This window comes from Methylomonas sp. Kb3 (assembly GCF_002834115.1).
Lineage (GTDB): Bacteria > Pseudomonadota > Gammaproteobacteria > Methylococcales > Methylomonadaceae > Methylomonas > Methylomonas defluvii.
The window spans coordinates 180875-204243 of record NZ_PIZT01000065.1; the positions used below are offsets into that span (position 1 = coordinate 180875).

Annotated in this window: 21 protein-coding genes; 6 read left to right on the plus strand and 15 right to left on the minus strand. The window is 53.6% G+C overall.

Annotation, left to right across the window (positions count from 1 at the left end):
* The first annotated feature begins 81 nt into the window (after positions 1-81).
* The 4 genes from CWO84_RS16290 to mltB all read left to right on the plus strand — a co-directional run bounded on the left by CWO84_RS16290 (position 82) and on the right by mltB (position 3925).
* On the plus strand, positions 82-423 hold the full coding sequence (locus CWO84_RS16290; protein ID WP_033158299.1) for a TraR/DksA family transcriptional regulator: 342 nt from the start codon (positions 82-84) through the stop codon (positions 421-423).
* A gap of 116 nt (positions 424-539) precedes the next feature.
* On the plus strand, positions 540-1577 hold the full coding sequence (locus tag CWO84_RS16295) for a type IV pilus twitching motility protein PilT (protein ID WP_101053853.1): 1038 nt from the start codon (positions 540-542) through the stop codon (positions 1575-1577).
* 15 nt (positions 1578-1592) lie between these two features.
* Positions 1593-2726 (plus strand): PilT/PilU family type 4a pilus ATPase, encoded by a 1134-nt coding sequence (locus tag CWO84_RS16300; RefSeq protein ID WP_033158298.1) that lies wholly within the window; start codon positions 1593-1595, stop codon positions 2724-2726.
* Between the two features lie 17 nt (positions 2727-2743).
* Positions 2744-3925, plus strand: coding sequence for a lytic murein transglycosylase B (mltB, locus tag CWO84_RS16305; RefSeq protein ID WP_033158297.1), 1182 nt, complete (start codon positions 2744-2746; stop codon positions 3923-3925).
* A gap of 500 nt (positions 3926-4425) precedes the next feature.
* On the opposite strand, the gene CWO84_RS16315 is transcribed toward mltB, so the two are convergent.
* The 7 genes from CWO84_RS16315 to CWO84_RS16345 all read right to left on the minus strand — a co-directional run bounded on the left by CWO84_RS16315 (position 4426) and on the right by CWO84_RS16345 (position 14119).
* A complete protein-coding gene (locus CWO84_RS16315) occupies positions 4426-4980 on the minus strand; it encodes a hypothetical protein (RefSeq protein ID WP_129871319.1) in 555 nt (184 codons plus the stop codon).
* Positions 4981-5195: 215 nt separating this feature from the next.
* Positions 5196-5732, minus strand: a complete 537-nt coding sequence (locus tag CWO84_RS16320; RefSeq protein WP_033158295.1) for a transposase — start codon at positions 5730-5732, stop codon at positions 5196-5198.
* A gap of 89 nt (positions 5733-5821) precedes the next feature.
* Positions 5822-6232 (minus strand): hypothetical protein, encoded by a 411-nt coding sequence (locus CWO84_RS24470; RefSeq protein ID WP_165385903.1) that lies wholly within the window; start codon positions 6230-6232, stop codon positions 5822-5824.
* Positions 6210-7106 carry an MBL fold metallo-hydrolase gene (locus CWO84_RS16330; protein WP_033158293.1) on the minus strand — a complete coding sequence of 299 codons (897 nt, stop codon included), beginning with the start codon at positions 7104-7106 and terminating at the stop codon, positions 6210-6212. Before CWO84_RS16330 ends, CWO84_RS24470 begins: the two co-directional genes overlap by 23 nt.
* 22 nt (positions 7107-7128) lie before the next feature.
* Entirely contained in the window at positions 7129-9906 is a 2778-nt protein-coding gene (gene polA / locus CWO84_RS16335) for a DNA polymerase I (RefSeq protein WP_033158292.1), read from the minus strand.
* A gap of 324 nt (positions 9907-10230) precedes the next feature.
* Positions 10231-11457: a PepSY-associated TM helix domain-containing protein gene (locus CWO84_RS16340; protein ID WP_051670283.1), complete on the minus strand. Its 1227-nt coding sequence runs from the start codon at positions 11455-11457 to the stop codon at positions 10231-10233.
* 145 nt (positions 11458-11602) lie between these two features.
* Positions 11603-14119 (minus strand): TonB-dependent receptor, encoded by a 2517-nt coding sequence (locus CWO84_RS16345; protein WP_101053856.1) that lies wholly within the window; start codon positions 14117-14119, stop codon positions 11603-11605.
* Between the two features lie 200 nt (positions 14120-14319).
* Here CWO84_RS16345 and CWO84_RS16350 point away from each other — a divergent pair, with 200 nt between their 5' ends.
* Both CWO84_RS16350 and CWO84_RS16355 read left to right on the plus strand, forming a co-directional pair.
* Positions 14320-14559, plus strand: coding sequence for a CopG family transcriptional regulator (locus CWO84_RS16350; protein WP_101053859.1), 240 nt, complete (start codon positions 14320-14322; stop codon positions 14557-14559).
* The gene (locus CWO84_RS16355) at positions 14556-14840 is read left to right on the plus strand and encodes a type II toxin-antitoxin system mRNA interferase toxin, RelE/StbE family (protein ID WP_033158290.1); all 285 of its coding nucleotides are present in this window, start codon (positions 14556-14558) and stop codon (positions 14838-14840) included. Before CWO84_RS16350 ends, CWO84_RS16355 begins: the two co-directional genes overlap by 4 nt.
* A gap of 2 nt (positions 14841-14842) precedes the next feature.
* Here the strand turns inward: CWO84_RS16355 and CWO84_RS16360 are convergent, their stop codons facing one another.
* The 8 genes from CWO84_RS16360 to CWO84_RS16395 form a co-directional block, all read right to left on the minus strand.
* Positions 14843-15829, minus strand: a complete 987-nt coding sequence (locus CWO84_RS16360; protein ID WP_346426969.1) for a FecR family protein — start codon at positions 15827-15829, stop codon at positions 14843-14845.
* 121 nt (positions 15830-15950) lie between these two features.
* Positions 15951-16466 (minus strand): RNA polymerase sigma factor, encoded by a 516-nt coding sequence (locus CWO84_RS16365; RefSeq protein ID WP_101053865.1) that lies wholly within the window; start codon positions 16464-16466, stop codon positions 15951-15953.
* A gap of 162 nt (positions 16467-16628) precedes the next feature.
* Positions 16629-17879, minus strand: coding sequence for a dicarboxylate/amino acid:cation symporter (locus CWO84_RS16370; protein ID WP_033158288.1), 1251 nt, complete (start codon positions 17877-17879; stop codon positions 16629-16631).
* Positions 17880-18548: 669 nt separating this feature from the next.
* A complete protein-coding gene (fdxA, locus tag CWO84_RS16375) occupies positions 18549-18872 on the minus strand; it encodes a ferredoxin FdxA (protein ID WP_033158287.1) in 324 nt (107 codons plus the stop codon).
* A 148-nt stretch (positions 18873-19020) separates the two neighbouring features.
* The gene (gene fusA, locus CWO84_RS16380) at positions 19021-21126 is read right to left on the minus strand and encodes an elongation factor G (protein ID WP_033158286.1); all 2106 of its coding nucleotides are present in this window, start codon (positions 21124-21126) and stop codon (positions 19021-19023) included.
* 219 nt (positions 21127-21345) lie between these two features.
* The gene (locus CWO84_RS16385) at positions 21346-22284 is read right to left on the minus strand and encodes a 2-dehydropantoate 2-reductase (RefSeq protein WP_033158285.1); all 939 of its coding nucleotides are present in this window, start codon (positions 22282-22284) and stop codon (positions 21346-21348) included.
* Positions 22281-22973 carry a DnaA regulatory inactivator Hda gene (gene hda / locus CWO84_RS16390; RefSeq protein WP_033158284.1) on the minus strand — a complete coding sequence of 231 codons (693 nt, stop codon included), beginning with the start codon at positions 22971-22973 and terminating at the stop codon, positions 22281-22283. The genes CWO84_RS16385 and hda overlap by 4 nt, the downstream gene beginning before the upstream one ends.
* Before the next feature lie 11 nt (positions 22974-22984).
* Complete coding sequence (locus CWO84_RS16395) at positions 22985-23329, minus strand: DUF2069 domain-containing protein (RefSeq protein ID WP_033158283.1); 345 nt, start codon at positions 23327-23329, stop codon at positions 22985-22987.
* Between the last annotated feature and the right edge of the window lie 40 nt (positions 23330-23369).

Genomic DNA, 23369 nt, shown 5'->3' on the forward strand with positions numbered 1-23369 from the left:
CTTCATTGTATAAACCAGGGATTGACATCCGGCCGGCAGAAGCCGGTTATTAAACCATGCAGCCCTGCTGCGGAGAGCACCATGAAAGACTATACCGATGTACGCGACCAACTATTGAATATGCTGGAAGACCTGGACGACAGGCTGGGAAAAATCACCGAAGACGTCAGACACACCGACAAACCGCTGGCCCAGGACTTTTCCGAGCAGGCCGTCGAAACCGAAAATGACGAAGTATTGGACGCCTTGGGCAACGCCACACGCGACGAAGTCGAAAAAATTAAACAAGCCATTTCCCGCATCGATGCCGGTACCTACGGCATTTGCCTGAGTTGCGGCGAACCCATAAAAAAGGAACGCTTGGCTGCGGTGCCGTATGCCAATCAATGTATACACTGCGCCGAAAAAAGCCAACACCGCTAGGCCGATCCACCACTTACCAGCATAAGGGTTGCTGCCATGCAGGAATAAGCCGGCCGGTTTTGAATTGTGTACTATCCTTGCCGACGATCATTCCTTTTATTGTTGGGACATAAATCATGGATATCGCCGAACTCTTGACCTTTTCCGTCAAAAACAAAGCCTCCGACTTGCATCTTTCCGCCGGCCTGCCGCCGATGATTCGGGTGGACGGCGATATCCGCCGCATCAATATCCCGTCCTTGAATCACAAAGAAGTCCACGCGCTGATTTACGACATCATGAACGACAAGCAGCGCCGCGATTACGAAGAATTTCTGGAAACCGACTTTTCCTTCGCGTTGCCCGGCGTGGCTCGCTTCCGGGTCAACGCCTTCAATCAGGATAGAGGCGCCGGCGCGGTATTCCGGACCATTCCGTCCAAGGTGTTAACCCTGGAAGACCTGGATGCACCAAAGTTTTTTGCGGAATTGTGTACCAAACCGCGCGGCCTGATTCTGGTCACAGGCCCAACCGGTTCCGGTAAATCAACCACGCTGGCGGCGATGGTGAATCACATTAATACCAATGATTACGCGCACATCCTGACCGTCGAAGACCCTATCGAGTTTGTCCACGAAAGCCAGAAATGCTTGATCAACCAGCGCGAAGTACATCGCGATACCTTAGGTTTCAACGAAGCCTTGCGCTCGGCATTACGGGAAGACCCGGACATCATTCTGGTGGGTGAGATGCGGGATTTGGAAACCATCCGCCTGGCATTGACCGCCGCGGAAACCGGTCACTTGGTATTCGGCACCCTGCATACCACCTCGGCCGCGAAAACCATAGACCGGATTATCGATGTCTTCCCGGCGGCGGAAAAAGACATGATCCGCGCCATGCTGTCCGAATCTTTGCAGGCGGTTATCTCGCAAACGCTATTGAAAAAAGTCGGTGGCGGCCGGATTGCCGCGCACGAAATCATGGTCGGCACCCCGGCCATCCGCAACCTGATCCGCGAAGCCAAGGTAGCGCAGATGTATTCCGCGATCCAAACCGGCCGCAAAGACGGCATGCAGACGCTGGATCAAAATCTGAAGGAGTTGGTCGACAAAGGCTTGATTACTGCGAAAGGCGCGATGGTCAAAGCCGTCAACAAAGATATGTTCCGTTAAATTTTAGGAGGCGTCATGGACTTTAAAGCCCTATTGGCCCTGATGGTGGAAAAGAAAGCGTCCGACTTGTTCATCACCGCCGGCCGGCCGCCGTCGATGAAAGTCAACGGCAAAGTCGTCGAAGTGTCCAAATCCGTTTTAACTAGCGAACAGACCATGATGCTGGTTCTCAGTATCATGTCGCAGCGCCAACGCGACGAGTTTGAAAACACTCACGAATGCCAGTTTGCCTTGAGTGCCCACAGTCTTGGCCGGTTCCGGGTCAGTGCGTTTACCCAACGCGACTCGGCCGGCATGGTGTTGCGCCGCATCGAAACCACCATCCCCAGCGCAGAGGAATTGCACCTGCCGCCGGTGTTGAAAGAACTGATCATGTACAAGCGCGGTCTGGTGATGTTTGTCGGTGCCACCGGTACCGGTAAATCAACCTCGCTGGCGGCCTTGATTCGGCACCGCAACGAAAACAGCAGCGGCCATATCATTTCCATTGAAGACCCTATCGAGTTTATCCATCCGCACAAGGGCTGCATCATCACCCAGCGCGAAGTGGGCCTGGATACCGAATCGTTTGAAGTGGCGTTAAAAAACACCCTGCGCCAAGCGCCGGACGTAATCCTGATTGGCGAGGTCAGAAGCCGGGACACCATGCAACATGCGATCACCTTCGCCGAAACCGGGCATTTGTGCGTCTGTACCCTGCACGCCAATAACGCCAACCAGGCCTTAGACCGCATTCTGCATTTTTTCCCGGAAGAAATGCACAGCCAGCTGTTCATGGATTTGTCTTTGAACTTGCGCGGTATCGTCGCCCAACAATTGATTCAGCGCGCCGACGGCAAGGGCCGCTACCCGGCTATTGAGATTTTGCTGAATACCCCGCTGGCATCAGACATGATCCGCAAGGGCGAAGTACACAAATTAAAAGAACTGATGAAAAGCTCCCGCGAGCATGGCATGCAGACTTTCGACCAAGCGCTTTACGATCTGTATACGGCGGGTAAAATTGGTTACGATGACGCCTTGCACGCTGCCGACTCCCGCAACGAGGTGCGCCTGATGATTAAACTGGGGGCCGAGAACGTCAACTTCGAAACCGCCGGCATGACCCTGGCCGAAAACGACGACGAGGGAGGCAGTCTTTTTAAATAGCCCTGGATATAACTCGCTTGTATACATTTAGTACTAGTAAAGTCTCGCTACAAAACGCCGGTTCGGCACTGTTAATAACACTTTTGGCGGGCTGCGCCTCGCAGCCGCCCGCCGGCGATAAAGCCAATACTCGCGTCCGCACACCCACCCAACAAACCGCGCCCAACCAGTCGCGCCAAGCCACGCCGGACTTACGGCCGTTCGCCAGCGTCGGCGGCTATCACGCTACAGCCGTCACCGGTGATTACGCCGGCTATCCGGCTTTGAACCAGTTCATCGAACAGATGGTGCAAAAGCACGGCTTTAACCGCGAATATCTGCAAGGCCTGTTCTCGCAAGCCAAACGCAAGCAATGGACGTTGGATTATCTGGCCAAATCCGATCAGGGCATGAAAGGTAAAACCAGCAAAGGCGGCTGGACCCGCTACCGCGCGCAATTTCTGGACGACCGGCATATCAACGCCGGCATCAGCTTCTGGCAACAGCATCATGCAACGCTGCAACGCGCCAGCCAGCAATACGGCGTGCCGGCCGAATACATCCTGGGCATCATGGCCGTGGAAACCACTTTCGGCAGCTTCGTCGGCAACCATAGAATCATCGACGCGCTAACGACCTTGGGCTTTGACTACCAGCGGCGTGGCGAATATTTCCGCAGCGAACTGGAAAATTTTCTGGTGATGAGCCGTAGCGAGGGCCTGGACCCCGGCAAACCGGTCGGCTCCTTCGCCGGCGCAATGGGCCTGGGCCAATTCATGCCCGGCAGTTTTTTGCAATGGGCGGTGGACTTTAACGGCGACGGCCGCCGCGACCTGTGGAATCCGGAGGACGTGATCGGCAGCGTGGCCAATTATTTTGCTCAGCACGGCTGGCAAGCCGGTCAACCCATCGTCTCGGCCACACGCGGCAGCTTCCATGGCATCGACAGCCTGGAACCCGGCGCGGACCATGCTTATTCTTTGGATACCTTGGTTAAAGCAGGTGTGGAACCGGCTGACACATGTGCTTGCGATTATCCGTTGCGGCTGTTGTTGCTCAGGCATCAAAGCAAAGACGAATACTTGCTGGGACATCCTAACTTTTATGCGATTACCCGCTACAACCAGAGCACGCACTATGCGATGGCGGTGCATGAGTTGGCGTTGGCGATTAAGAGGGGGTATCAGAGGGTGGCTGTTAATCGGTCTGATGCTGGGTAGGATTTTTGTGTCGCTGGCGCGACGGCTTGATTTAATGTCGGTTCTTGGACCGACAACCGAGATACTTTTCTTTGCTTGTCCAAAGAAAAGTATCCAAAAGAAAAGACACCCGGATGCCGCTTTGATCCTCCGCTCCTCGCTTTTGAACGGGGTTGCCGAAAGGGGCTTCCTGCCCCTTCGGCAACGCGATGCATCCCTGCATCGCCCCTGCGGGCTATTCCGCTCAAAAGCTCCGGTGCTCGGCGCGGCATACGGGAACAAAACCATCCCGATTTCACGATACCCCGTAGGTACGATTAGCGGAGCGTAATCGTACGCAAGACTCACATCCCCCCGATTACGCTTCGCTAATCGGGGCTACGATGCTATAGATAAGTGTCAATCCTTTAGTCTCCATCGGGTAAAACCAGCTGGATTTAATGAGTTGGCCTTTTTGGTCATCGGTTACCGTTGTCATAGTTTTCCGCTGTTTGTATGTAAGTTAAAATTTAAAGTAAGCTTCATGGTTCCATGTATTTTCTAAGGCCCTGTAAATCATCGGGTATATTGGATACATTGGTGCCACATTCATCTTGATTGTTTTCACCGCAAAGCAATTGTTTTAGATTGCTATATTTACTCATTTTTTTTTCAAAAAATTGAAAAAAAATAGAGTCTTGAATAGTAATATTAATGAATTTATCTTTATAGGCGATAAAAACACGCCAAGGTACACTTACACTTTCCTTTGCCCGCTCAAGCTTTTTTGAGGCATCAAATGGAAGCGATAAAAATACATCCACCAGTTCATTCAACTGCTCTGCTGTCATCTGTGCATAGCGGTCTTCGGATTCACTACCAAAATCAGTTTTGTTGCGGTGAAAATGGACTTTGCCATCGGGATATATTTTGATAACGGAAGTAGGAACGCCGCCCCAGGTATGCGTCAACTCGAAAACAGGCTCGGGATTAGTTTCTGCCAAGCTGTTTTGGCATGACAATAAGGTGAAACAGAAGGCTGCAAGGCGCAATAACCAACAGGCATTGCGCTGTATTTTCAAACTATTCAAAATCATATAAAACTCCATCAATTACCGTTATCACGCGCAATAGGGGCCAGGTCTTGCATTAACGCATTATTATTTTTCATGCGGATAATCTCCAGGTTTTATCATTTGCCGCATTGCCAACGGCGGAGGCGTTGACTCCTGTCCATCCGTTGAGCCGATCAACGGTATTATCTCGTTCCCACGCGCCGCGTGGGAATGCAAACCAGCCGCGCTGCGGTCAGCTAAAACCAATCCCGATAAACCGGCAACAATCCATCCTGCCCCGCATAATTCCGGGCACTCGAATACCGCCAATGCTCCGGTAAATCGACATAGCCGCGTTTGACCGGATTCAGGTGGATATAGTCTAATTTCTGCCGCAAGACGTCGGGGTTGTCGATCAACTGCGGATGACTACCTTCTTCCCACAACTGATAATCCCGGTCGGTTTTATGAGCCTTGCGAAACCAGTTCAATTGCTTCAATAAGCGCTCGGCGTTAATGGCTTGCAAATAATCGATCAGCTGGCGCGCGGTGTATAATTTGAAGTGGGCCAATTGATGGGATAAATCGTCAACTTGTACCAGCAAATGCAAGTGATTTTCCAAAATGACGTAGCCGTAAATTCGCCAATTGTGCTGCTGTTGACGGTAAATCAAGGCGTCCAGCACGATTTGCACGGTAGCCGGGCGCGTGAATAACGGTATCCAGTTAAGTACGGTACAGGTTATGAAATGCGGCTGCTGGGATTGGAGAATGCGGTAACGACTGCGGCCCATGGGTTTGACCTCGTTTGCTTGCTTTGTCGTATGTTACCGCTGGCGCGGATAGTCTGCGTTCCCACGCGGCGCGTGGGAACGAGGAAATACTAAATAACATCCAAAGCGAGGTACGGTTTTCTCCCGTATACCGCGCCGAGCACCGCAGCTTTTGAACGGAGCAGCCCGTAGGGGCGATGCATGGATGCATCGCGTTGCCGAAGGGGCAGGAAGCCTCTTTCGGCGACCCCGTTCAAAAGCGAGGAGCACAGGGAATAAGCGGCATCCGGGTGGCCTTTTCTTTGGATACTTTCTTTTGGCGAAGCACAAATTCGCCGGGAGCGAATTTGAACAGCCGTCAGGCTGGCCCGAAGGGCAAAAACCAGGGATGGTTTTCGTAGCGAAAGTATCTCGGCTGTCGGGCCGAGACCCGACTTACAAATAACCCGTCGCGCCAGCGACACAAAAAAACCAAACTCCAGCAAAATCAGGCTTAACTTATTCGGACTGACCAGAGTCATCCAACAACTCAAACTCCTCCCCCTCCCGAGCCAAACAAACCGAAACCTCACCAGCCTGCAACAGCGATGCAAAAATCGCCTCCAAATCCGCATCACTCCGCGTCGGCTCATGATGCGTCAAAAATAACTGTTTAGCGCCCGCCTGCGCCGCGAAATTCATCGCCGAACGATAAGTGCCGTGGCCCCAGCCATGTCGGTTGGCGTATTCGGCGTCGGTGTAGGAACTGTCCATGATCAACGCATCGACCCCGGCCATGGCCGCAATCACTTCTTCGTGCTTTTGTTCTATTAATTCCTGCATGGCCGGGTAGCCGGGATGATCGGGCTGATAAGGATTAAGCTGTGGCTCGTAATCGCCGGTAAAAAATAAGGAGCTGCCGTCGGCGTCATCCAGACGATAGCCAAAGTTGTAAACCGGATGATTCAGTACCGTCGGCGTCACCCGTACGCTACCCACGGTAATCGGCGCGCCGGCTTTCAGTGTGAAATAACGCACCTCGGCCTTTAACTGCGCTTCGCTGATCGGGAAATAGCTGTGTTGTAACTGCACATGCATGGCTCGCTCGATACCCTGATGGGTCAAGGGTTCCAGGCCGCCGTAGATATTGATGATGTTGCCGGGCTTGAACATCGGCAAAAAAAACGGCAAGCCTTGGATATGATCCCAATGGGTATGGGTAATCAGAATATGTGCTGTCAACGCTTGTTGGGGCAAGCTTTGCGCCAGCGCGTGGATACCGGTACCGGCATCCATAATGATTAAATCGCCGGCGCTACTGGTGACTTCGATACAGGTGGTGTTACCGCCGTATTTAACCGTGCTCGGTCCCGGCGTGGCAATCGAGCCGCGCACTCCCCAGAACTTGAATTTCATGGCCCAACAGCCTCAGCAATCATCAACGCGCTTCGTCCCAATTCTCGCCGCTACCCACTTCCACCAGCAAGGGCACATGCAACTCGGCCGCGCCGGACATGATGCCGCGGATGGTTTCCATATGTTCCCCCATGCGCGCTTCTGATACTTCAAACACCAATTCGTCATGTACTTGCATGATCATTTTCACGTCCGGATTGTCCGTGCCTATCCAGGCGTCGCAAGCCAGCATCGCCCGTTTGATGATGTCGGCGGCTGTACCTTGCATCGGTGCGTTGATCGCGGTGCGCTCGGCGTATTGGCGCATCGCGGCGTTGCGCGAGTTGATCTCCGGCAAATACAAACGCCGGCCGAAGATAGTTTCCACGTAACCTTGCTGTTTGGCCAGTTCCCGGGTGTTGTCCATGTATTGCTTCACGCCGGGATAACGGCTGAAGTACAGATCAATATAGGCCTGGGCCTGGTTGCGCGGCAAGCCCAATTGCTGGGCCAGTCCAAACGCCGACATGCCGTAAATCAAACCAAAATTGATGGCCTTCGCCGAACGGCGCAAATCGTGAGTCACCTGATCCAGTTCCACTTCGAATACTTCCGCCGCCGTCGCGCGATGCACGTCCACACCTTGCGAAAACGCCGCCAGCAAGCCGGCATCGCCGGATAGATGCGCCATTATGCGCAACTCAATCTGCGAATAGTCGGCGGCGACGATTTTATAGCCGGGCGGGGCGATAAAAGCCTGCCGAATCTTGCGGCCTTCTTCACTGCGAATCGGGATGTTTTGCAGATTGGGGTCGGATGAGGACAAGCGCCCGGTCGCGGCCACGGCCTGATGATACGAAGTATGCACCCGGCCGGTGCGGCTACTGACCTGTTGCGGCAATTTGTCGGTGTAAGTGGATTTCAGCTTGCTCATGCTGCGAAAATCCAGAATCAGCTTGGGCAAGGCATAATCCACCGCCAGTTCTTGCAACACCGATTCGTCGGTGGACGGCTGACCTTTCGGAGTTTTTTTCAACACCGGCAAATTTAAACGGTCGTACAAGATTTCCTGAATCTGCTTGGGCGAACCCAGGTTGAACGCCGATCCGGCCAGATCGTGGGCCTGCTGTTCGATGCCTATCATCCGGTTCGCCAACTCCAGACTTTGCTGGGCCAGCATCGCACTGTCGATCAGCACGCCGTTTTCCTCGATCCGCGCCAACACGCCGATCAGCGGCACTTCTATCTCGTTATACAAGGCCCATAAACGGGGGTGCTGTTGCAATTGATCGGACAGGGTTTGATGCAGACGCAGGGTGATGTCGGCGTCCTCGGCGGCATATTCGCTGGCTTGCTCGATAGCCACTTCGGCAAAGCCGATTTGCTTGGCGCCCTTGCCGGCCACGTCTTCGAAATGAATGGTATCGACGCCCAGGTAATGCTTGGCCAGATCGTCCATATTGTGTTTGGTGGCGGTGCTGTTTAGCACATAGGATTCCAGCATGGTGTCGTGTTGGATGCCGCGTAGTGCGATGCCGTGATTGACCAGCACATGGGCGTCGTATTTCAGGTTTTGGCCTAGTTTGGCTTTGTTTGGGTCTTCCAGTAAGGGCTTCAAGGCATCCAAGACGCTTTGCCGGTAAAGTTGGGCCGGTACGCCGGGATAATCGTGCGCCACCGGCAGATAAGCGGCCTGGCCGGCGTCTACCGCGAAGGACACGCCGACGATTTGCGCGTCGCTGTAATTCAGGCTGGTGGTTTCGGTGTCAAAGGCAAACAGCTCGGCTTGCCGGAGTTTTTCCAGCCAGGTATCGAAATCGGTTTGGGTGAGGATGGTTTGGTAGTTTCTGGTAAGCGCGGCCTTCGGCTCATTCTCCTCCGCGGGTAAAGGCTGAAATGAGGGGGGGCTACTTTGATTTCCCCTCACCCCTCCCTCTCCCGCTGGAGAGGGGGTTGAACCGTCGCCGTTCAAAGTTTTTAGCCAGCTGCTGAAACCCAAATGGCCCAACTGATTTTTCAGCGCGGCGATGTCCGGCTCCTTGCGTTTCAAATCGTCCAGACTGTAATGCAAGGCCACGTCGCACTTAATGGTGGTCAGTTCGCGGGACAAGGGCAGTTGGCCCAAGGCTTCGCGCAAGTTATCGCCGACTTTGCCCTTGATCTCGTCGGCGCGGGCGATCAGATTATCCAGCGTGCCGTATTCCTGCAACCATTTGGCGGCGGTTTTCGGACCGACTTTCGGCACGCCGGGGATGTTATCCACCGCATCACCCATCAGCGCCAGATAATCGATGATTTGCTCCGGCTTGACGCCGAATTTGTCCTGCACACCCTGAATATCCATGCGGGTGTTGGTCATGGTGTTTTCCAGCGTGATTTGCTCGTTGACCAGCTGCGCCATATCCTTGTCGCCGGTGGAAATGATCACTTCAAAGCCTTGGCGCGCGGCGTTTTGCGCCAGACTGCCCAGCACGTCATCGGCTTCCACGCCGTGTTCGATAATCAGCGGTAAACCCAAGGAGCGAATCAAATCGTGCAAGGGCGCAATCTGCACGCGCAAGTCGTCCGGCATCGGTGGCCGATGCGCTTTGTATTGATCGTACAAATCATGTCTGAAAGTCTTGCCCGGCGCATCGAATACCACGGTGATATAGGGCGTGTTGTAATCATTGATCAGCTTGCGCAGCATATTGGACACGCCGTAAACAGCGTTAGTTGGCTCCCCCTGGGCATTGGTCAACGGCGGCACGGCGTGAAAGGCGCGAAACAGAAACGACGAGCCGTCGACCAGAATCAATTTGTTGGGAGCGGAATCGGACATGTAAAGTCAACAAGCAAGAATTAGGGTTCCCGCAACGATACAGGGCCACACTGATGGCTGCAAGTGCGTTATTACCAGTTGGCGCCGGGACGCTTGACTGCCAGGCCGGCTATCGACTATGTTGCATCACACCGTTTGAAAACTGCTTTCCTCGTGAGTTCAGCCATGGCATTACCGCACTCCCAGCGCAGCATTAGCCCGGAAGAATATCTTCGGGGATAACTACAGCCCACAATCAAACATCAATTAATCGATGGTGAGGCTTATGGGATGGCGGACGCCAGCGAAAACCATAACTTACTCGCTGGCATCAGCCTCTTAAACTTAATCCTGCAACACCGTTTTTTGCAGTCTGGCCCGGCGTTTTTTCAGCCAGATGACTACTCCGGTCACCGAGAGCATCACAATCACCAGCCCCAGCAGGCACACAAAAATCCGGTAAGGCATGCCGAACACGTTAGCCATGTGCAAGGCCCCCAACCAGTTAGTCACTGTGTTGCCGGCATACTGGCCGCGGGGCAGTAACAGCAATTTTTCAGCACCGGTAGTGGCGTCGATTACCAAGCGGGTAGTGCCGTGCTTGTCCTGTATATCCAGGCTAGTGCGCACCTGATAAACATAAAACCCTTTGGCCGGGTTGTAGCGAAAGCCTGACGGTGACTGAATCACAAATCCTTGCTCACGCGCCGCTTGGCCCATCTGCTCGACGGCTATCCGGTAAGCGTCAGACCAGGCAATTGCTGGCTGCTCCAAGGGTTTGTCCAGATCAGGAAAATCGATCCAGGGTTCGTGATAATCGGTGAATACCGCCCGGGTGACCGGCGCGTAAACAGTATCTGCCAGATTCATATAAACGCTGGACCAGGCGAACACCAACAGCATGGCCCACACCCACAAGCCGCCGGCCCGATGCAAATCAAAGTTTATTCGGAAGCTGGAGCCGTTCCATTTAATTTTCCAGGCCGGCGCCCAGCGTTGCCAAAACGAACGCGGCTTTCCGTGGGCAGCCGGCGAGGTGTGTCGTTTTGCAACGGGCAGCGTCAGATAAAATCCCACGAAGCAATCCAAGGTCCACACCAGCGCGGTAATGCCTAAAATCCAGCCGCCGATTTCATCCAGTGCCAGGGCATAATGCAATTTGTATACAAAGGGCATCAGGTTGATCCAGCCTTCGGAAATCGCGCCCCAAGTGCGGCGGCCCAGTTCTTCGCCGGTGTAGGGATTCAGAATCAGCTGGGTGAAGCCAAGTTCGTACGGCTTACCGCTAGCCGGATCGGTGCGCGGCGCCACATCGAGATGCGCGGCATCGTGTTCCAGCCATATTGAAACAACATTACCCTGAGGCACCAACAGTTCGGCCTTGGCTTTTAGCAAAGGCGGGCTCAAGCGCGGTAAAGACGATGCTGGCGCCGATAGCTGCGGGCTGATCAAATGCTCCAATTCGCTATAAAACGCCAACAGACTGCCGGTCAGGCCGACGATGATCAAAAAAACCGTCATCGCCAGACCGGCATAACGGTGCACCAATACCCAAAAGGGACGAATTTTCATAGCGGCTCCAGGATTTCCATTTCAAGCCGGCAAAGTACCGGCCATCATCGGATAAGACGTATGAGGTAGTGAAATTCCCACCGGCCTAGCCAAAGAAATCTTAGGATCGGGGTTGGACCGCCCCGATCCGCTAATGCGTTTGGAATCAAAACTCCACCCGCACCGAACCTAAAAACGTCAACGGTTCGCCGGGGCGAATATTCAGCCGATTGCTGGAATGGTCGTAATAGGTTTTGTCGAGTAAGTTGTAGACATTGAGTTGCGGGGTGATTTTGGTGCCACCGTGTTTGAAACTGTAACTAATGCTGGCATCCCAACGCGCATAGCCAGGCAATTGAAAGCTGTTGGCGTTATCGCCCTGCCGCTGGCCGCGGACATAAACGCCGGTACCGAAGTTCAAGCCCCGCAAAAGGCCGTTGTCTATGCCATATTTGGCCCACAGGCTGCCAGAATGGCGTGGTGCCGTGGGCAGTTGGTGGCCGGTGTTGCCCGAGTTCGTGGCAATGGCGTTGCCGTCAGCATCATAGATCGCCGCCGAATCCTTGGTGATTTTGGTATCGGTATAGGCATAAGTGCCGATCAAACTCAGGTTCTCGGTAACCCGGCCGGTTATGTCGAGCTCCACGCCGCGGCTACGGGCTTCGCCGATCGCGACACTGTATCGGGGATTATTCGGGTCGGTGGCCAGCGAATTTTGCTTAGTTATATGGTAATACGCCAACGTCGAACTCAGCCGGCCATCGAAAAAATCGGTTTTGATGCCGCCTTCGAATTGGGTCGCGGTTTGCGGTCCGAACGGTTGGCCGGAGGCGGAAAGGCCGCCGTTATTGCTGCCGATCGATTCGACGTAATTACCGTAAAGCGCCAGCCATTGCCAGGGTTGATACAGGATTCCGACCCGAGGGCTGAAAAATTCGCTACGGGTATTTTTCATCGAGATTGCGGCATGCGAATTCGACGATTCGCCGCTACCATTTTCCGTCCAGTCGTGGCGGCCGCCGCCCAAAATATGTAGTTTGTCCCACAAGGTGATCTGATCCTGAAAATAGACGCCGTACCAGTTATCTTGGGATTTATAGTAAAAGTTCTTCGCGCCGGCCAGCGCCGACATATCGACACCGTACACCGGGTTGTTGATATTGATGTCCAGGTCCGAATAAGTATCGGCATAGCCCGAAAATCCGCCGCCGTCCTGACTGTTAAAGCGATTTAAATCGAAGCCGACCAATACATCGTGGTGGGCAAATCCGGTATCGAACTTGCCGGTCAAATCCAGATTGGTGCTGTAGGTCATCCGGTGTATGGGTGTATGCCACAGGCCGCGAGAAAGCGTTTGATTGTCATCCGCCAGGCTATCCGCCCACAGTATCGATTGATGATACTGCGCGTCGATGTATTGGAAGCGGTTTTTCAGCTTCCAGTCTTGGGTGAACTGATACGACCAATCGAAACCCAACAGCACCTTATCCTGAGTATTCGGGTTTTGACGATTGAACACCGCGTCGCCCAGATAGCGATTAATCGGGAGATTGGCAGGACGGTTGCCGATAGCCGGTATACCGCTATCGCTGCCGTCTTCGACCCAGGTATCGTGCTGGTATTCGATGTCCAGATTGGTTTCGAAACGGTCGTTGGGACGCCAGCTTAGCGAAGGCGCGACAAACACATGCTCCTGATGCGCGAAATCCCGAAAGGTATCGTTGTCTTTGTATGCGATATTCATCCGGTACAACAGCGACTTATCCGCCAATATCGGTCCCGTCGCATCGACCGTGGTGCGGTAGAGGTCGTAAGAGCCGAACTGTTGTTGTACGGAATAATAAGGCGTATCGAGCGGACGCTTGGGGGCCAGGTTGACCAAGCCGCCGGGTTCGATGCGACCGAATAAGATCGATGCCGGCCCCTTCAGCACCTCCACCCGATCCAGATTGGCGGTTTCCAGATGGGTAATATAGGGTTGGCGCAGCCCGTTGCGGTAGGTGCTTTGCCCGGCATCGAAGCCGCGGATCGTGGCGTTATCGTAAAAACTATAGCCCCCCGATTGCACACCGCTGACATTTTTTAAGGCATCGCCGACCGAAATTGCTTGTTGATCGTCCAGCACCGCGCGCGGAATCACTTGGATCGACATCGGCGTTTCCATGATGGGGGTATCGGTTTTGGTCGCGGTACTGGCGATGGGACGATTGTAGTCGCGGCTATAAGGATCGGTGAGGTCATACGCAGCCGTACCGGCCACCGTCACCGTCGGCAAAGTATTGGCGCCAGATTGCGGCTCGGGTGCGGCGGCTTTTTCCAAAGTCACCGTGCCGTTGCGGCTGGATTGCACCGCCACGCCGGTGCCCGCCAGCAATTTTCGTAAAGCCTGCTCCGGCGCATATTGGCCGGATACGCCAGGAGAGGTAACGCCGGCGGTCAATTTGCCGTCGGCCACCACTTGAATGCCGGATTTCAGCGAAAACTCCACCAAGGCCTTGTCCAGAGTCTGCGAGCGAATCCGGTAGTCGGCCGTTTGTTCGGCCTGGGCTGTCGAGGCCGGTCCCACACCGTGCGCGGCATGGGATGCCGCCAGCGAAAGTAGCAACAGGCCGCCGGGCAGTCGCGCGGGTGTTTTGGACTTGCACCGTGGCAAGCGGGTGGCGATAGGTGTTTGATCAGGCATTTACATCTCCGCAAGATAAATCGTCGTCAGGGTTGCTGGGCGATTCGGCCCATTAACCAGCAAGGACGATGGCTTTGCGCATATCCCTAGGCAAAATTAAAAATATTTCACCTCTACGCCACGCTGTGTTTATTGTGTTAAGAAACGCGAGTCATTAAACTGGTATTCACGATGTTTTTCGAACAACGGAAGAAGCCGCCATGCCTGTTACCTTACAAATAAATCCCGAACTAAAAGCCCAATTGAGCGCGCTTGCCAAGCAAACTCATCGAGATGAAACGGAGCTAGCGAATCAAGCCATCGGCAATTTCATTGCGTGGGAAAATGGCATGCTGGATAAAATCAAGGAAGGGCTTGCTCAAGCGGACCGTGGAGAATTCGTTGACGACGCGGAAATGGCCGCGTTTTTTGAACAACATTCGTCGCCATCAATGAAATGAGACTCCGCTATACCCGGCGAGCCAAGACCGATTTGAGCGAGATATACGACTTTGTGGCTCAAGACAACCGCAATGCTGCAACACGAATTATTACCAAAATTCACGACACGCTGAATAGCTTACTCGCAAATCCTTTCATGGGCCGTCCGGGCCGTATCGACGGCACCCGAGAACTGATCATTACGCATTTTCCGTTCATTGTTGTTTACCGTGTACAGGATAAGGACATTCATGTGCTTGCCATTATTCATACGGCCAGACTTTGGCCGGACACACTCTAACTTTACCCTAGCAACACCCAATAGTCGGCAATGCGCCGGGCCCGAATGCCGAAGGTTTGCTCCAGCGCGGATACCGCATCGTCCAACTTGTCGATATTAAACACCGCCGTGATCGGCCGATTTTCCAATTGCGGGTCCGTGACGATCAAACGGCCGGGGCGATAACGATTGATTTGCGCCACCACCTCAGCCAGCGGCGCTTGCACGAATACCATTTGCCCTTGGCGCCAGGCCAATTCGCGCGCTATGTCGGCCGTGTGCTTGGCGGAGAGCCGGGCGCCTCGATAATGCGCCGACTCGCCCGGTGTCAAGGCTGTGATCTGTTCGGGATGGCTTTCGGTGCTGGTTTCCACTCGGCCCTCGGCGACGGTGACGGCAACATTTTCCGAACGGCGGCCGACGCTGAACGCGGTGCCGGTGACTCGGGCGCGGGCGTCGCCGGCCACCACCCAAAACGGCCGTTGCGGCGCGCGCGCCACTTCGAAATACGCTTCGCCGCGCAGCAGCGTAACCCGGCGTTCAGCGGCGGTCATTTCGATGCCAACCGCGCTGTCGGTATTCAGCAGCAACCGCGAGCCGTCGGTCAACGTGACTAGGCGCTGTTCGCCGGTGGCGGTGTGATAATCGCTTTGCAGGTTTTGCAGAAGTGTCGATTGCGGGAGCACGGTGATCAAGACCGCGCAAGCGGCCAAGGCCGCTGCCATGCTAGCGGTTCGCAGGCGTCGAGGACGCTTGGCGGTCAAGGGTGCCGCGGCTTGCCGGCGAACGGCCTTGGCGGGGGCTTCCAAATCCGCGAACAACGCTTGCACCGTATCCCAGGCCTCGGCATGCAAGGGGCTGGCGGCCAGCCATGCGGCAAACCGTTCTCGCTCGGCAGCGTCGACATCGTCCGCGCGCAGCCGAAAGAACCAGGCATTGGCTTCGGTAAAGAGGCGGTCGGAAGCGGAGGATGATTCGATTGGGTGAATGGCGAGACTCCGGGGTAGCAGCGGCTAAAAGTTCAGTTAAGCGCGATTGTAAAGCAAAGCCCGAGCCGGTTCGACCGGGTATATTTTCAGCATGGGATACTTGAATGGGGGGCGGCTGCGCCGAGTGCTATTTAAACAGCACTCAAGTATTGGCCAAAGAACTTCGACACAGCAGCAGCGCTTGGCGCAGATGATATTCGACGGTTCGTTCGGAAATATCCAGTCGCGCGGCGATCTGTTTGTAGCTCAGTTCGTCGGCGCGGTATAACAGAAAAATTTCCCTGGTTCTGTCCGGCAAGCTGGCGATGGCTTGTTGCAATTGTTCTCCCAGATATTGCCTGGCGACGATGTCTTCCGTGTGCGGTTTCGAGTCGGCGATGTCGGTATCCAGCGGCACCATCTCGCGATGTTGCTGGCGTTTGATACCGCGCAGATGGTCACGCGCCAGATTGGCGGCGATGGTAAACATGAAGGCATTCAGATCCAGAATGTGTCGCGGCTCTTGTCTCAAAAACCGCAGATAGGTTTCCTGCGCCAGCTCCTCAGCCACTTCCCGCGAGCGGACCTGCCAATACAGATATTTTTGCAGTTGCGGGTGGCTGGCGTTAAAAAAATCGGCCAATTCCTGACTGGTGGCGGTGTTGTGTGGTTGAGTCATGCCAAATCGAATTCATGCGAGAATCCAATTTTCTGCAAGCTACATGCCATGGCGGCGGATTGCCGGCAATATGGGGTGCCCGTGTAGCCGGGGTCGTTGAATTGGGGCTAAAAAACTAAGGCATATGGCCAATCCTATGCGCGATATGACACAGTTGGTTTGTTAGGTTCGCTGCTGTTCGGGTTGGTCGACCAAGGCTGCAATCACCAAATCGCCGCTAACATTTAAAGTGGTGCGGCACATGTCCAGGAAGCGGTCCACCCCCAAAATCAAACCCATGCCTTCAGCAGGAATCCCGACCTGTTGGGTCAATATCATGATCAGCGGTAACGAGCCGCCGGGTACTCCGGCCGTGCCGATACCGGCCAATATCGACATCAACACCACTTGTACCTGCTGCGCCAGCGATAAATCGACACCATATACCTGTGCCAGAAACAGCACGGTAATGCCTTCGAACAAGGCCGTGCCGTTCTGGTTGGCGGTGGAACCTATTGTCAATACAAACCGCGCAACTTCCGGCCTAAGTTTTAAATCGTGTTCCGCCAGTTCCAGCGAGCGCGGCAATGTGGCATTCGACGACGCTGTGGCAAAGGCGTAGAGATAGACATCCCGGCATTGCCGGAAAAAATTCAAGGGCTTTAGGCTGGTAAAGAAGCGCAACAGCATGCTGTACACCACCACTTGCTGTAGCAGCAGCCCCGTCACCACCACCAGCACGTAAAACCCCAAGGAAAACAATATGTGATGCCCAAATTTGAAAGTCGATTGAAACACCAGCGCAAACACCGCAATCGGCGCCAGTTTCATCGCGGTATCGACGATCAACAAGCAGGCGGCATAGGTTTCTTCCAATAAGCCAACCCAACGCGACGGCTTGTCGCCATTGGTCGCCGCCAGCGCCGCGCCGAAGGCCAAGGAAAAGAACATCAACGACAACATCTCGCCTTCCAGTGCTTGAGTGGCACTGGCGAACGGATTTTTGGGAATGATCTCCAACAAAGACTGCACCACCGGCTTGGCTTGGGCGACGTTTTGCTGGATTTTATTCACGCCGCTGCTATCGCCCAACATCTGCGAAATATCCAAACCAACGCCCGGCTGCGCCAGATTGACCAGTGAAATCCCCACCGCCACCGACGCCGAACTGGCCAGCAAGGTAAAAAACAAAGTGCGCTGGGCGACCCGCGCCAATCCGTGATGATTGCTGAGTTGATACACACCCAACATCAAACCACTCATCACCATCGGCACCACGATCATGAAGATCAGCCGCAAGAAGATTTGGCCGATGGGTTCCATCAAGTAGCGGTTAAAGATTTGCAATGCCTCGCTGTTGGCAAAGCCGTGGCAGACCAGTCCGGCGCACGCGCCCAGCACTAAACTCAGCAGTAATCGGTGGTGGTTTTTCATGACGGAATTAGAACAGTTAGCGGGGATGCTTTGATCTTAGGGGTTTTGCGGATGCTTTGCTTGATTTCTCGCCATGATGGGTTTTGGGTCGGATGAAAATGCTCTGACAATCGATACCACCCCCGCAGTTATTCGGGTCTGCATTTAGCGAGGTAAATGGCGGTGATCATGGCACCTGAATGACGGGAAACAACATTAAACCAATAAAACTAACGGGAGAAGTACCAAGCAGTCAGATGGAGAATGGGGTCGGAAGGGGCGTAAATGGTGGCAAAAGTACCGCCGTAGCGAGTGTCGAGGTGAATTATTAACTGCTAATAATGTAATCTTGGCGGGGTGTCACGAGCAGCCCTAAAAATAGAGTGTTCCGCGGAAATGCGGGTGGAGTTAGAGTGACGCGCAGCGAGCCGGCAGAAGCACGGGTGGTTCTGGGCGGTCTGGCGGGAGAGCAAGTCAGAGAGGTTGTAGCGAACAGCCTAACGCGAGCAAAGTGCAATCCAATGACTACATCTTTTCAATGGCGAAAACACGAGGGTCGTAGTGCGTAACCACGAAATACTATCGCTAACTTGCGGGATTAAGTGCTAGTGACTAGCGAGTGCTTTAACGCTGGGTTGAGCCCATGCCGGAAGGGCATGGGCTCGGTATTTCATTAATCAATGGCAGTTCTTACTTTTCCAACAACGCAAATTTACCGGGTTTGCCGTTCCATTCGTCGGCGTCTGGTAGAGAGTCTTTCACTTCCGTAATGATAGGCCATTGTTTGGCCAGTTCCGCGTTCAGCGCTGCGAAGTGTTCTTGGCCTTCCGGCAATTCGTCTTCCGCGTGGATGGCGTTGGCTGGGCACTCGGGTTCACAGAGGGTGCAATCGATACATTCGTCGGGATCGATAACCAGAAAATTGGGACCTTCATGAAAGCAATCGACGGGGCATACGTCAACGCAGTCGGTAAATTTGCATTTGATGCAGTTTTCGGTGATTACAAAAGCCATATTGTTCTTCCAAGGTTAGGTAAATGAACAAGCTGCCGTGCATGGCGGAAGCTTTATGGTTAAAAATGCACCTGCCGCTTAACGCGGCAGGTGGCTGATCGGCAATATTAAGCAGAATAAGGGCCGACAAGATCAGCCCGTATAATGCTTATTTGTCTTTGTTACGTTCCTTAACTTCCTTGATCACCTCTTCCGCGACATTGCGTGGGCAAGCGGTGTAATGCGAGAACTCCATGGAGAACTGGCCGCGACCGGAAGTCATGGTGCGCAAATCGCCAATGTAACCGAACATGTCGCTCAGCGGCACGTCGGCTTTAATACGCACACCGGTAACACCGGCATCTTGCGATTTGATCATGCCGCGGCGACGGTTCAAGTCACCGATTACGTCACCGACATGCGCATCCGGTGTGAATACGTCCACTTTCATGATCGGCTCCAGCAATTGCGGACTACCTTTTGGGATCGATTGACGGTACGCGGCACGGGCAGCGATTTCGAAAGCGATGGATGAGGAGTCGACCGCGTGGAAAGCACCGTCGGTCAGAATGACTTTGAAGTCCAAGCAAGGGAAGCCTGCCAACACACCTTTGTCGATACTGGCTTTAAAGCCTTTTTCGACAGCAGGCCAGTATTCGCGAGGTACGTTACCGCCGGTCACTTGTGATTCGAATACGAAACCGCTGCCTGCTTCGCCTGGCTCGATGACGTAATCGATTTTCGCGTATTGACCGGAACCGCCCGATTGTTTTTTGTGGGTGTAGCTGTCTTCGATGCGTTGGGTAATGGTTTCGCGGTAAGCCACCTGTGGTTTACCCACGTTGACGTCTACACCGTGGGTACGGCGCAAGATGTCGACTTTAATGTCAAGATGCAGCTCACCCATACCTTTGATGATGGTTTCGCCGGATTCTTGGTCGGTTTCAACGCGGAAAGAGGGATCTTCTTGCACCATTTTGCCCAGCGCAATACCCATTTTTTCGTTACTGCCTTTGTCTTTCGGTGCAATCGCAATGGAGATAACGGGATCCGGGAATACCATCGGCTCCAATGTGGCCGGTTTGTCGGGGTCGCACAGGGTGTGGCCGGTTTGCACGTTTTTCAAACCGATCAACGCGACGATGTCGCCGGCTTGTGCGGTTTCGATCTCGTTACGGTCGTTGGCGTGCATTTCCACCATCCGGCCCACACGTTCGGTTTTGCCGGTGTAGGTGTTCAATACGGAGTCGCCTTTTTTCAGCTTGCCGGAATAAACACGGACGAAGTTCAGGGCGCCGAAACGGTCGTCCATGATTTTGAAAACCAGCGCGCGGAACGGACGTTCTGGATCGACAATCGCGTGTTCGCCGGTTGGTACGCCTTCGATATCGGTTTCAGGCTGCGGGTTAACTTCGGTAGGATTCGGCAGATATTCGATAACACCGTCCAGTACCAATTGCACGCCTTTGTTTTTGAACGAAGAACCGCAATAGGTCGGGAAGAAATCCATCGCGATGGTACCTTTACGGATGCAGCGTTTGATTTCTTCGATGGTGGGTTCTTCGCCTTCCAGATATTTTTCCATGATGTCGTCATCTTGGTCGGCGACTGAATCGATCAGTTTCGCGCGCCATTCTTCGACTTGTTCCACCATGTTGGCGGGCACATCTTGGATTTCGTATTTCATTGGATCGCCGGAGTTATCCCAGACCCAGGCTTTGCGAGTCAACAGGTCGACCACGCCGACGAAATTGTCTTCTTCGCCGATAGGCAAGGTCATGACGACCGGTTTTGCACCGAGTACGTCTTCGACTTGCTTGACGACGCGGTAGAAATCCGCGCCCAATCTGTCCAGCTTGTTGACGTAAATGATACGAGAAACTTTGGAGTCGTTCGCATAGCGCCAGTTGGTTTCGGATTGCGGTTCAACGCCGCCGGAACCGCAGAATACGCCGATGCCGCCGTCCAATACTTTCAAGGAACGATAAACTTCGATAGTAAAGTCAACGTGGCCCGGGGTGTCGATGATGTTGAAGCGGTGTGGCTCAAATTGCTTGGTGCTGCCCGCCCAAGAACAGGTAGTGGCCGCTGACTGAATGGTGATACCGCGCTCGGCTTCCTGAGCCATGAAGTCCATGGTTGATTCGCCTTCGTGAACTTCACCGATTTTGTGGATTTTTCCGGTCAGCTTCAAAATCCGCTCGGTTGTCGTGGTTTTACCGGCATCGACGTGAGCGAAGATGCCGATGTTTCTGTAAAGCGATAGATCAGTCATGGTTATACTCTAAAAATGGACATAAAAACTTTTAAACCCCAGCACCATTGCCACGGTTGGTTGTGGATCACATAGCTGCTAGTCTAGCGAAGTATGCGGCCGGTCTTCGCTTTGCAAGGTCTGAGGCGAAATTCACACGGCTTCTTCAAAGACAGGGTCAATGAAAATCTTCACATTCTAACCGAAAAATAACAAAAAGCAGAATGTCAATTGTGTGAATTAGCTAAGAAGGCTATTAGAACGGATTTGCAGCTCCCGGAGTTGCATCAATACATAAAGCGACTGCAGGCAAGGACAGTCTAAACCTTGCCGCTGGGCGGCGCGCACCGCGTTGCCGAGAATGGCTTCGGTTTCCATGGTCTGTCCGCGTTCGAAGTCCAGCAGCATGCTGGTTTTATAGGGTGGCATATCACAGGTCAGAGCAATGTGTTTTTCGACAATATCGGTCGGGAGCGGATGGCCGCAAGCCGCGGCAATACTGCAGACTTCCTGCATAACGCGGCGCACAAAATTTTCCTGATTCTGCAATATCGCCTGAGTTGCCAATCCGCCGGACAGTACCGATAGCGGATTAAACGGCGCATTCCACACGCATTTTTGCCAGCGGCTGGCGACAATATCTTCACTAATCGCGCATTCGATGCCGGCTTGTAGGAACAAATCGCGCAAATGCGATGTTTTAGGTTCGTGGCTATCTGACAGATTACCCAGAATCAACTTGCCGTAAGCCAAGTGGCTAATCTCGCCGGGAGCCAGCCGGTTACAGCAAATAAATGCCAAGCCGCTGATTAACAGATTGTCCGGGAAAGCTTGTTGCAGCTCCTGTTCAATCTCGACACCGTTTTGGATCAGCACAATCGCCGTGTGTGGAGCTACCGCATCGCGAAGCAGTGCCACCCGGTCGATATCCGGGGTTACCTTGCTGCATAAAATCAGGTAATCGGCTTGACCATCGTAATCGGCGGCATTGCGCAATACCTGACTAGGCATGAATTGCCAGCAACCCAAGTCATGGCTTTTTATACGGTAACCCTGTTGTTTGACGATGTGATAATCGGAGCGGCACACCACCGAGACCTCTGCGCCAACCTTAGCCAGCAGGCCACCGTAAAAGCCGCCGATAGCGCCGGCACCTACGATCAATACTTTGCTACTCATGTTTCGTCAGCCAGAATTTGCTTTAAAAACGGGATAGTTAGCTTGCGTTGCGCGGCCAAGGTAGCGCGGTCGATTTTTTCCAGAAGTAACCATAGCGCTGCTAAATCGTGAACATAATGATTCAATAAAAACCGCCCCACTGCCGGCGGAATGTCGAAGCCCAAAAAATGGGCTTTATAAGTCAGTGCCTCGATTAATTGATCGTCGCGCAAAGGCTGGATTTTTAAGGTCAGTCCCCAAGCCATCCGGGTTTTCAGGTCGGGTAAGTCAAAGCCCAAAAACTTTGGCGGGCAATCGGCAGCCAGCAGCAATTTATGATTGTTCTGCCGATGCGTATTATAAAAAGCAAACAGCGCGTGTTCCCAGTCGAGGTGGCCGGCCAGCGCTTGCATATTGTCGAAACAGACCAATTCCAGATCTTCCAGGCCGTCCAACAAGGTCGGTGCCGGCAAATGGTCGATGTCAAAAGCCAGATAGAACGGGTCTTTACCCGCCAGTTTGGCTTGCTGGCAACAGGCCTGCAACAAGTGGCTTTTCCCGCTGCCGGCATCGCCCCAGATAAAAATTTGCTGTTCCTGGCCGTTCTCTGCCAGGGCCTTTAATTGCGTGACGATTTCGGCGTTATTGCCGGGAAAAAAACTGGCAAAGGTCTGATCGTTCTGAAACTCGAATTGTAACGGGACTTGCATGCCGCCGGTGCTCAGGCTTTTTCCGCTTTGTAGACATACAGGCCGGCGCCGAAGCACAGCAGCAGGCTGAACAACACTTCCAGCAGCGCATAAGGCCGTTCTATTTGATTGACATAGGCTTCAGCGGCGCCATGCGCGAAATACGGTAGGCTCAAATAACACATCCAGGTGCAGCTTTTCAGGTTGCGGTTTAATAAACCTTTAAACGGCAGCAATAGCGGTCCGGCCGAGATTAATAACAGCAATGCAGTGGGCAACTTGTTCGATGGTGACAATAGCGTATGCCAAGCCATCATTAACAAAAACAGGCCGAAGAAGCCCATCAAGGCCGCGTAATAGTAATAGATTCGTTGCATGAGAGCGGCAAATGGCCAGAGTGATAGAGTTAAGCTGATC

Coding starts and splice junctions, on each gene's coding strand:
- CWO84_RS16330 (WP_033158293.1), bottom strand. CDS start 7,106: ATGAAATTCAAGTTCTGGGGAGTGCGCGGCTCGATTGCCACGCCGGGA.
- CWO84_RS16355 (WP_033158290.1), top strand. CDS start 14,556: ATGAGACTCCGCTATACCCGGCGAGCCAAGACCGATTTGAGCGAGATA.
- CWO84_RS16370 (WP_033158288.1), bottom strand. CDS start 17,879: ATGAAAAACCACCACCGATTACTGCTGAGTTTAGTGCTGGGCGCGTGC.
- polA (WP_033158292.1), bottom strand. CDS start 9,906: ATGTCCGATTCCGCTCCCAACAAATTGATTCTGGTCGACGGCTCGTCG.
- CWO84_RS16365 (WP_101053865.1), bottom strand. CDS start 16,466: ATGACTCAACCACACAACACCGCCACCAGTCAGGAATTGGCCGATTTT.
- CWO84_RS16385 (WP_033158285.1), bottom strand. CDS start 22,284: ATGAGTAGCAAAGTATTGATCGTAGGTGCCGGCGCTATCGGCGGCTTT.
- CWO84_RS24470 (WP_165385903.1), bottom strand. CDS start 6,232: ATGACTCTGGTCAGTCCGAATAAGTTAAGCCTGATTTTGCTGGAGTTT.
- CWO84_RS16395 (WP_033158283.1), bottom strand. CDS start 23,329: ATGCAACGAATCTATTACTATTACGCGGCCTTGATGGGCTTCTTCGGC.
- CWO84_RS16320 (WP_033158295.1), bottom strand. CDS start 5,732: ATGGGCCGCAGTCGTTACCGCATTCTCCAATCCCAGCAGCCGCATTTC.
- CWO84_RS16350 (WP_101053859.1), top strand. CDS start 14,320: ATGCCTGTTACCTTACAAATAAATCCCGAACTAAAAGCCCAATTGAGC.
- CWO84_RS16300 (WP_033158298.1), top strand. CDS start 1,593: ATGGACTTTAAAGCCCTATTGGCCCTGATGGTGGAAAAGAAAGCGTCC.
- fdxA (WP_033158287.1), bottom strand. CDS start 18,872: ATGGCTTTTGTAATCACCGAAAACTGCATCAAATGCAAATTTACCGAC.
- hda (WP_033158284.1), bottom strand. CDS start 22,973: ATGCAAGTCCCGTTACAATTCGAGTTTCAGAACGATCAGACCTTTGCC.
- CWO84_RS16295 (WP_101053853.1), top strand. CDS start 540: ATGGATATCGCCGAACTCTTGACCTTTTCCGTCAAAAACAAAGCCTCC.
- CWO84_RS16345 (WP_101053856.1), bottom strand. CDS start 14,119: ATGCCTGATCAAACACCTATCGCCACCCGCTTGCCACGGTGCAAGTCC.
- CWO84_RS16315 (WP_129871319.1), bottom strand. CDS start 4,980: ATGATTTTGAATAGTTTGAAAATACAGCGCAATGCCTGTTGGTTATTG.
- CWO84_RS16290 (WP_033158299.1), top strand. CDS start 82: ATGAAAGACTATACCGATGTACGCGACCAACTATTGAATATGCTGGAA.
- CWO84_RS16340 (WP_051670283.1), bottom strand. CDS start 11,457: ATGAAAATTCGTCCCTTTTGGGTATTGGTGCACCGTTATGCCGGTCTG.
- fusA (WP_033158286.1), bottom strand. CDS start 21,126: ATGACTGATCTATCGCTTTACAGAAACATCGGCATCTTCGCTCACGTC.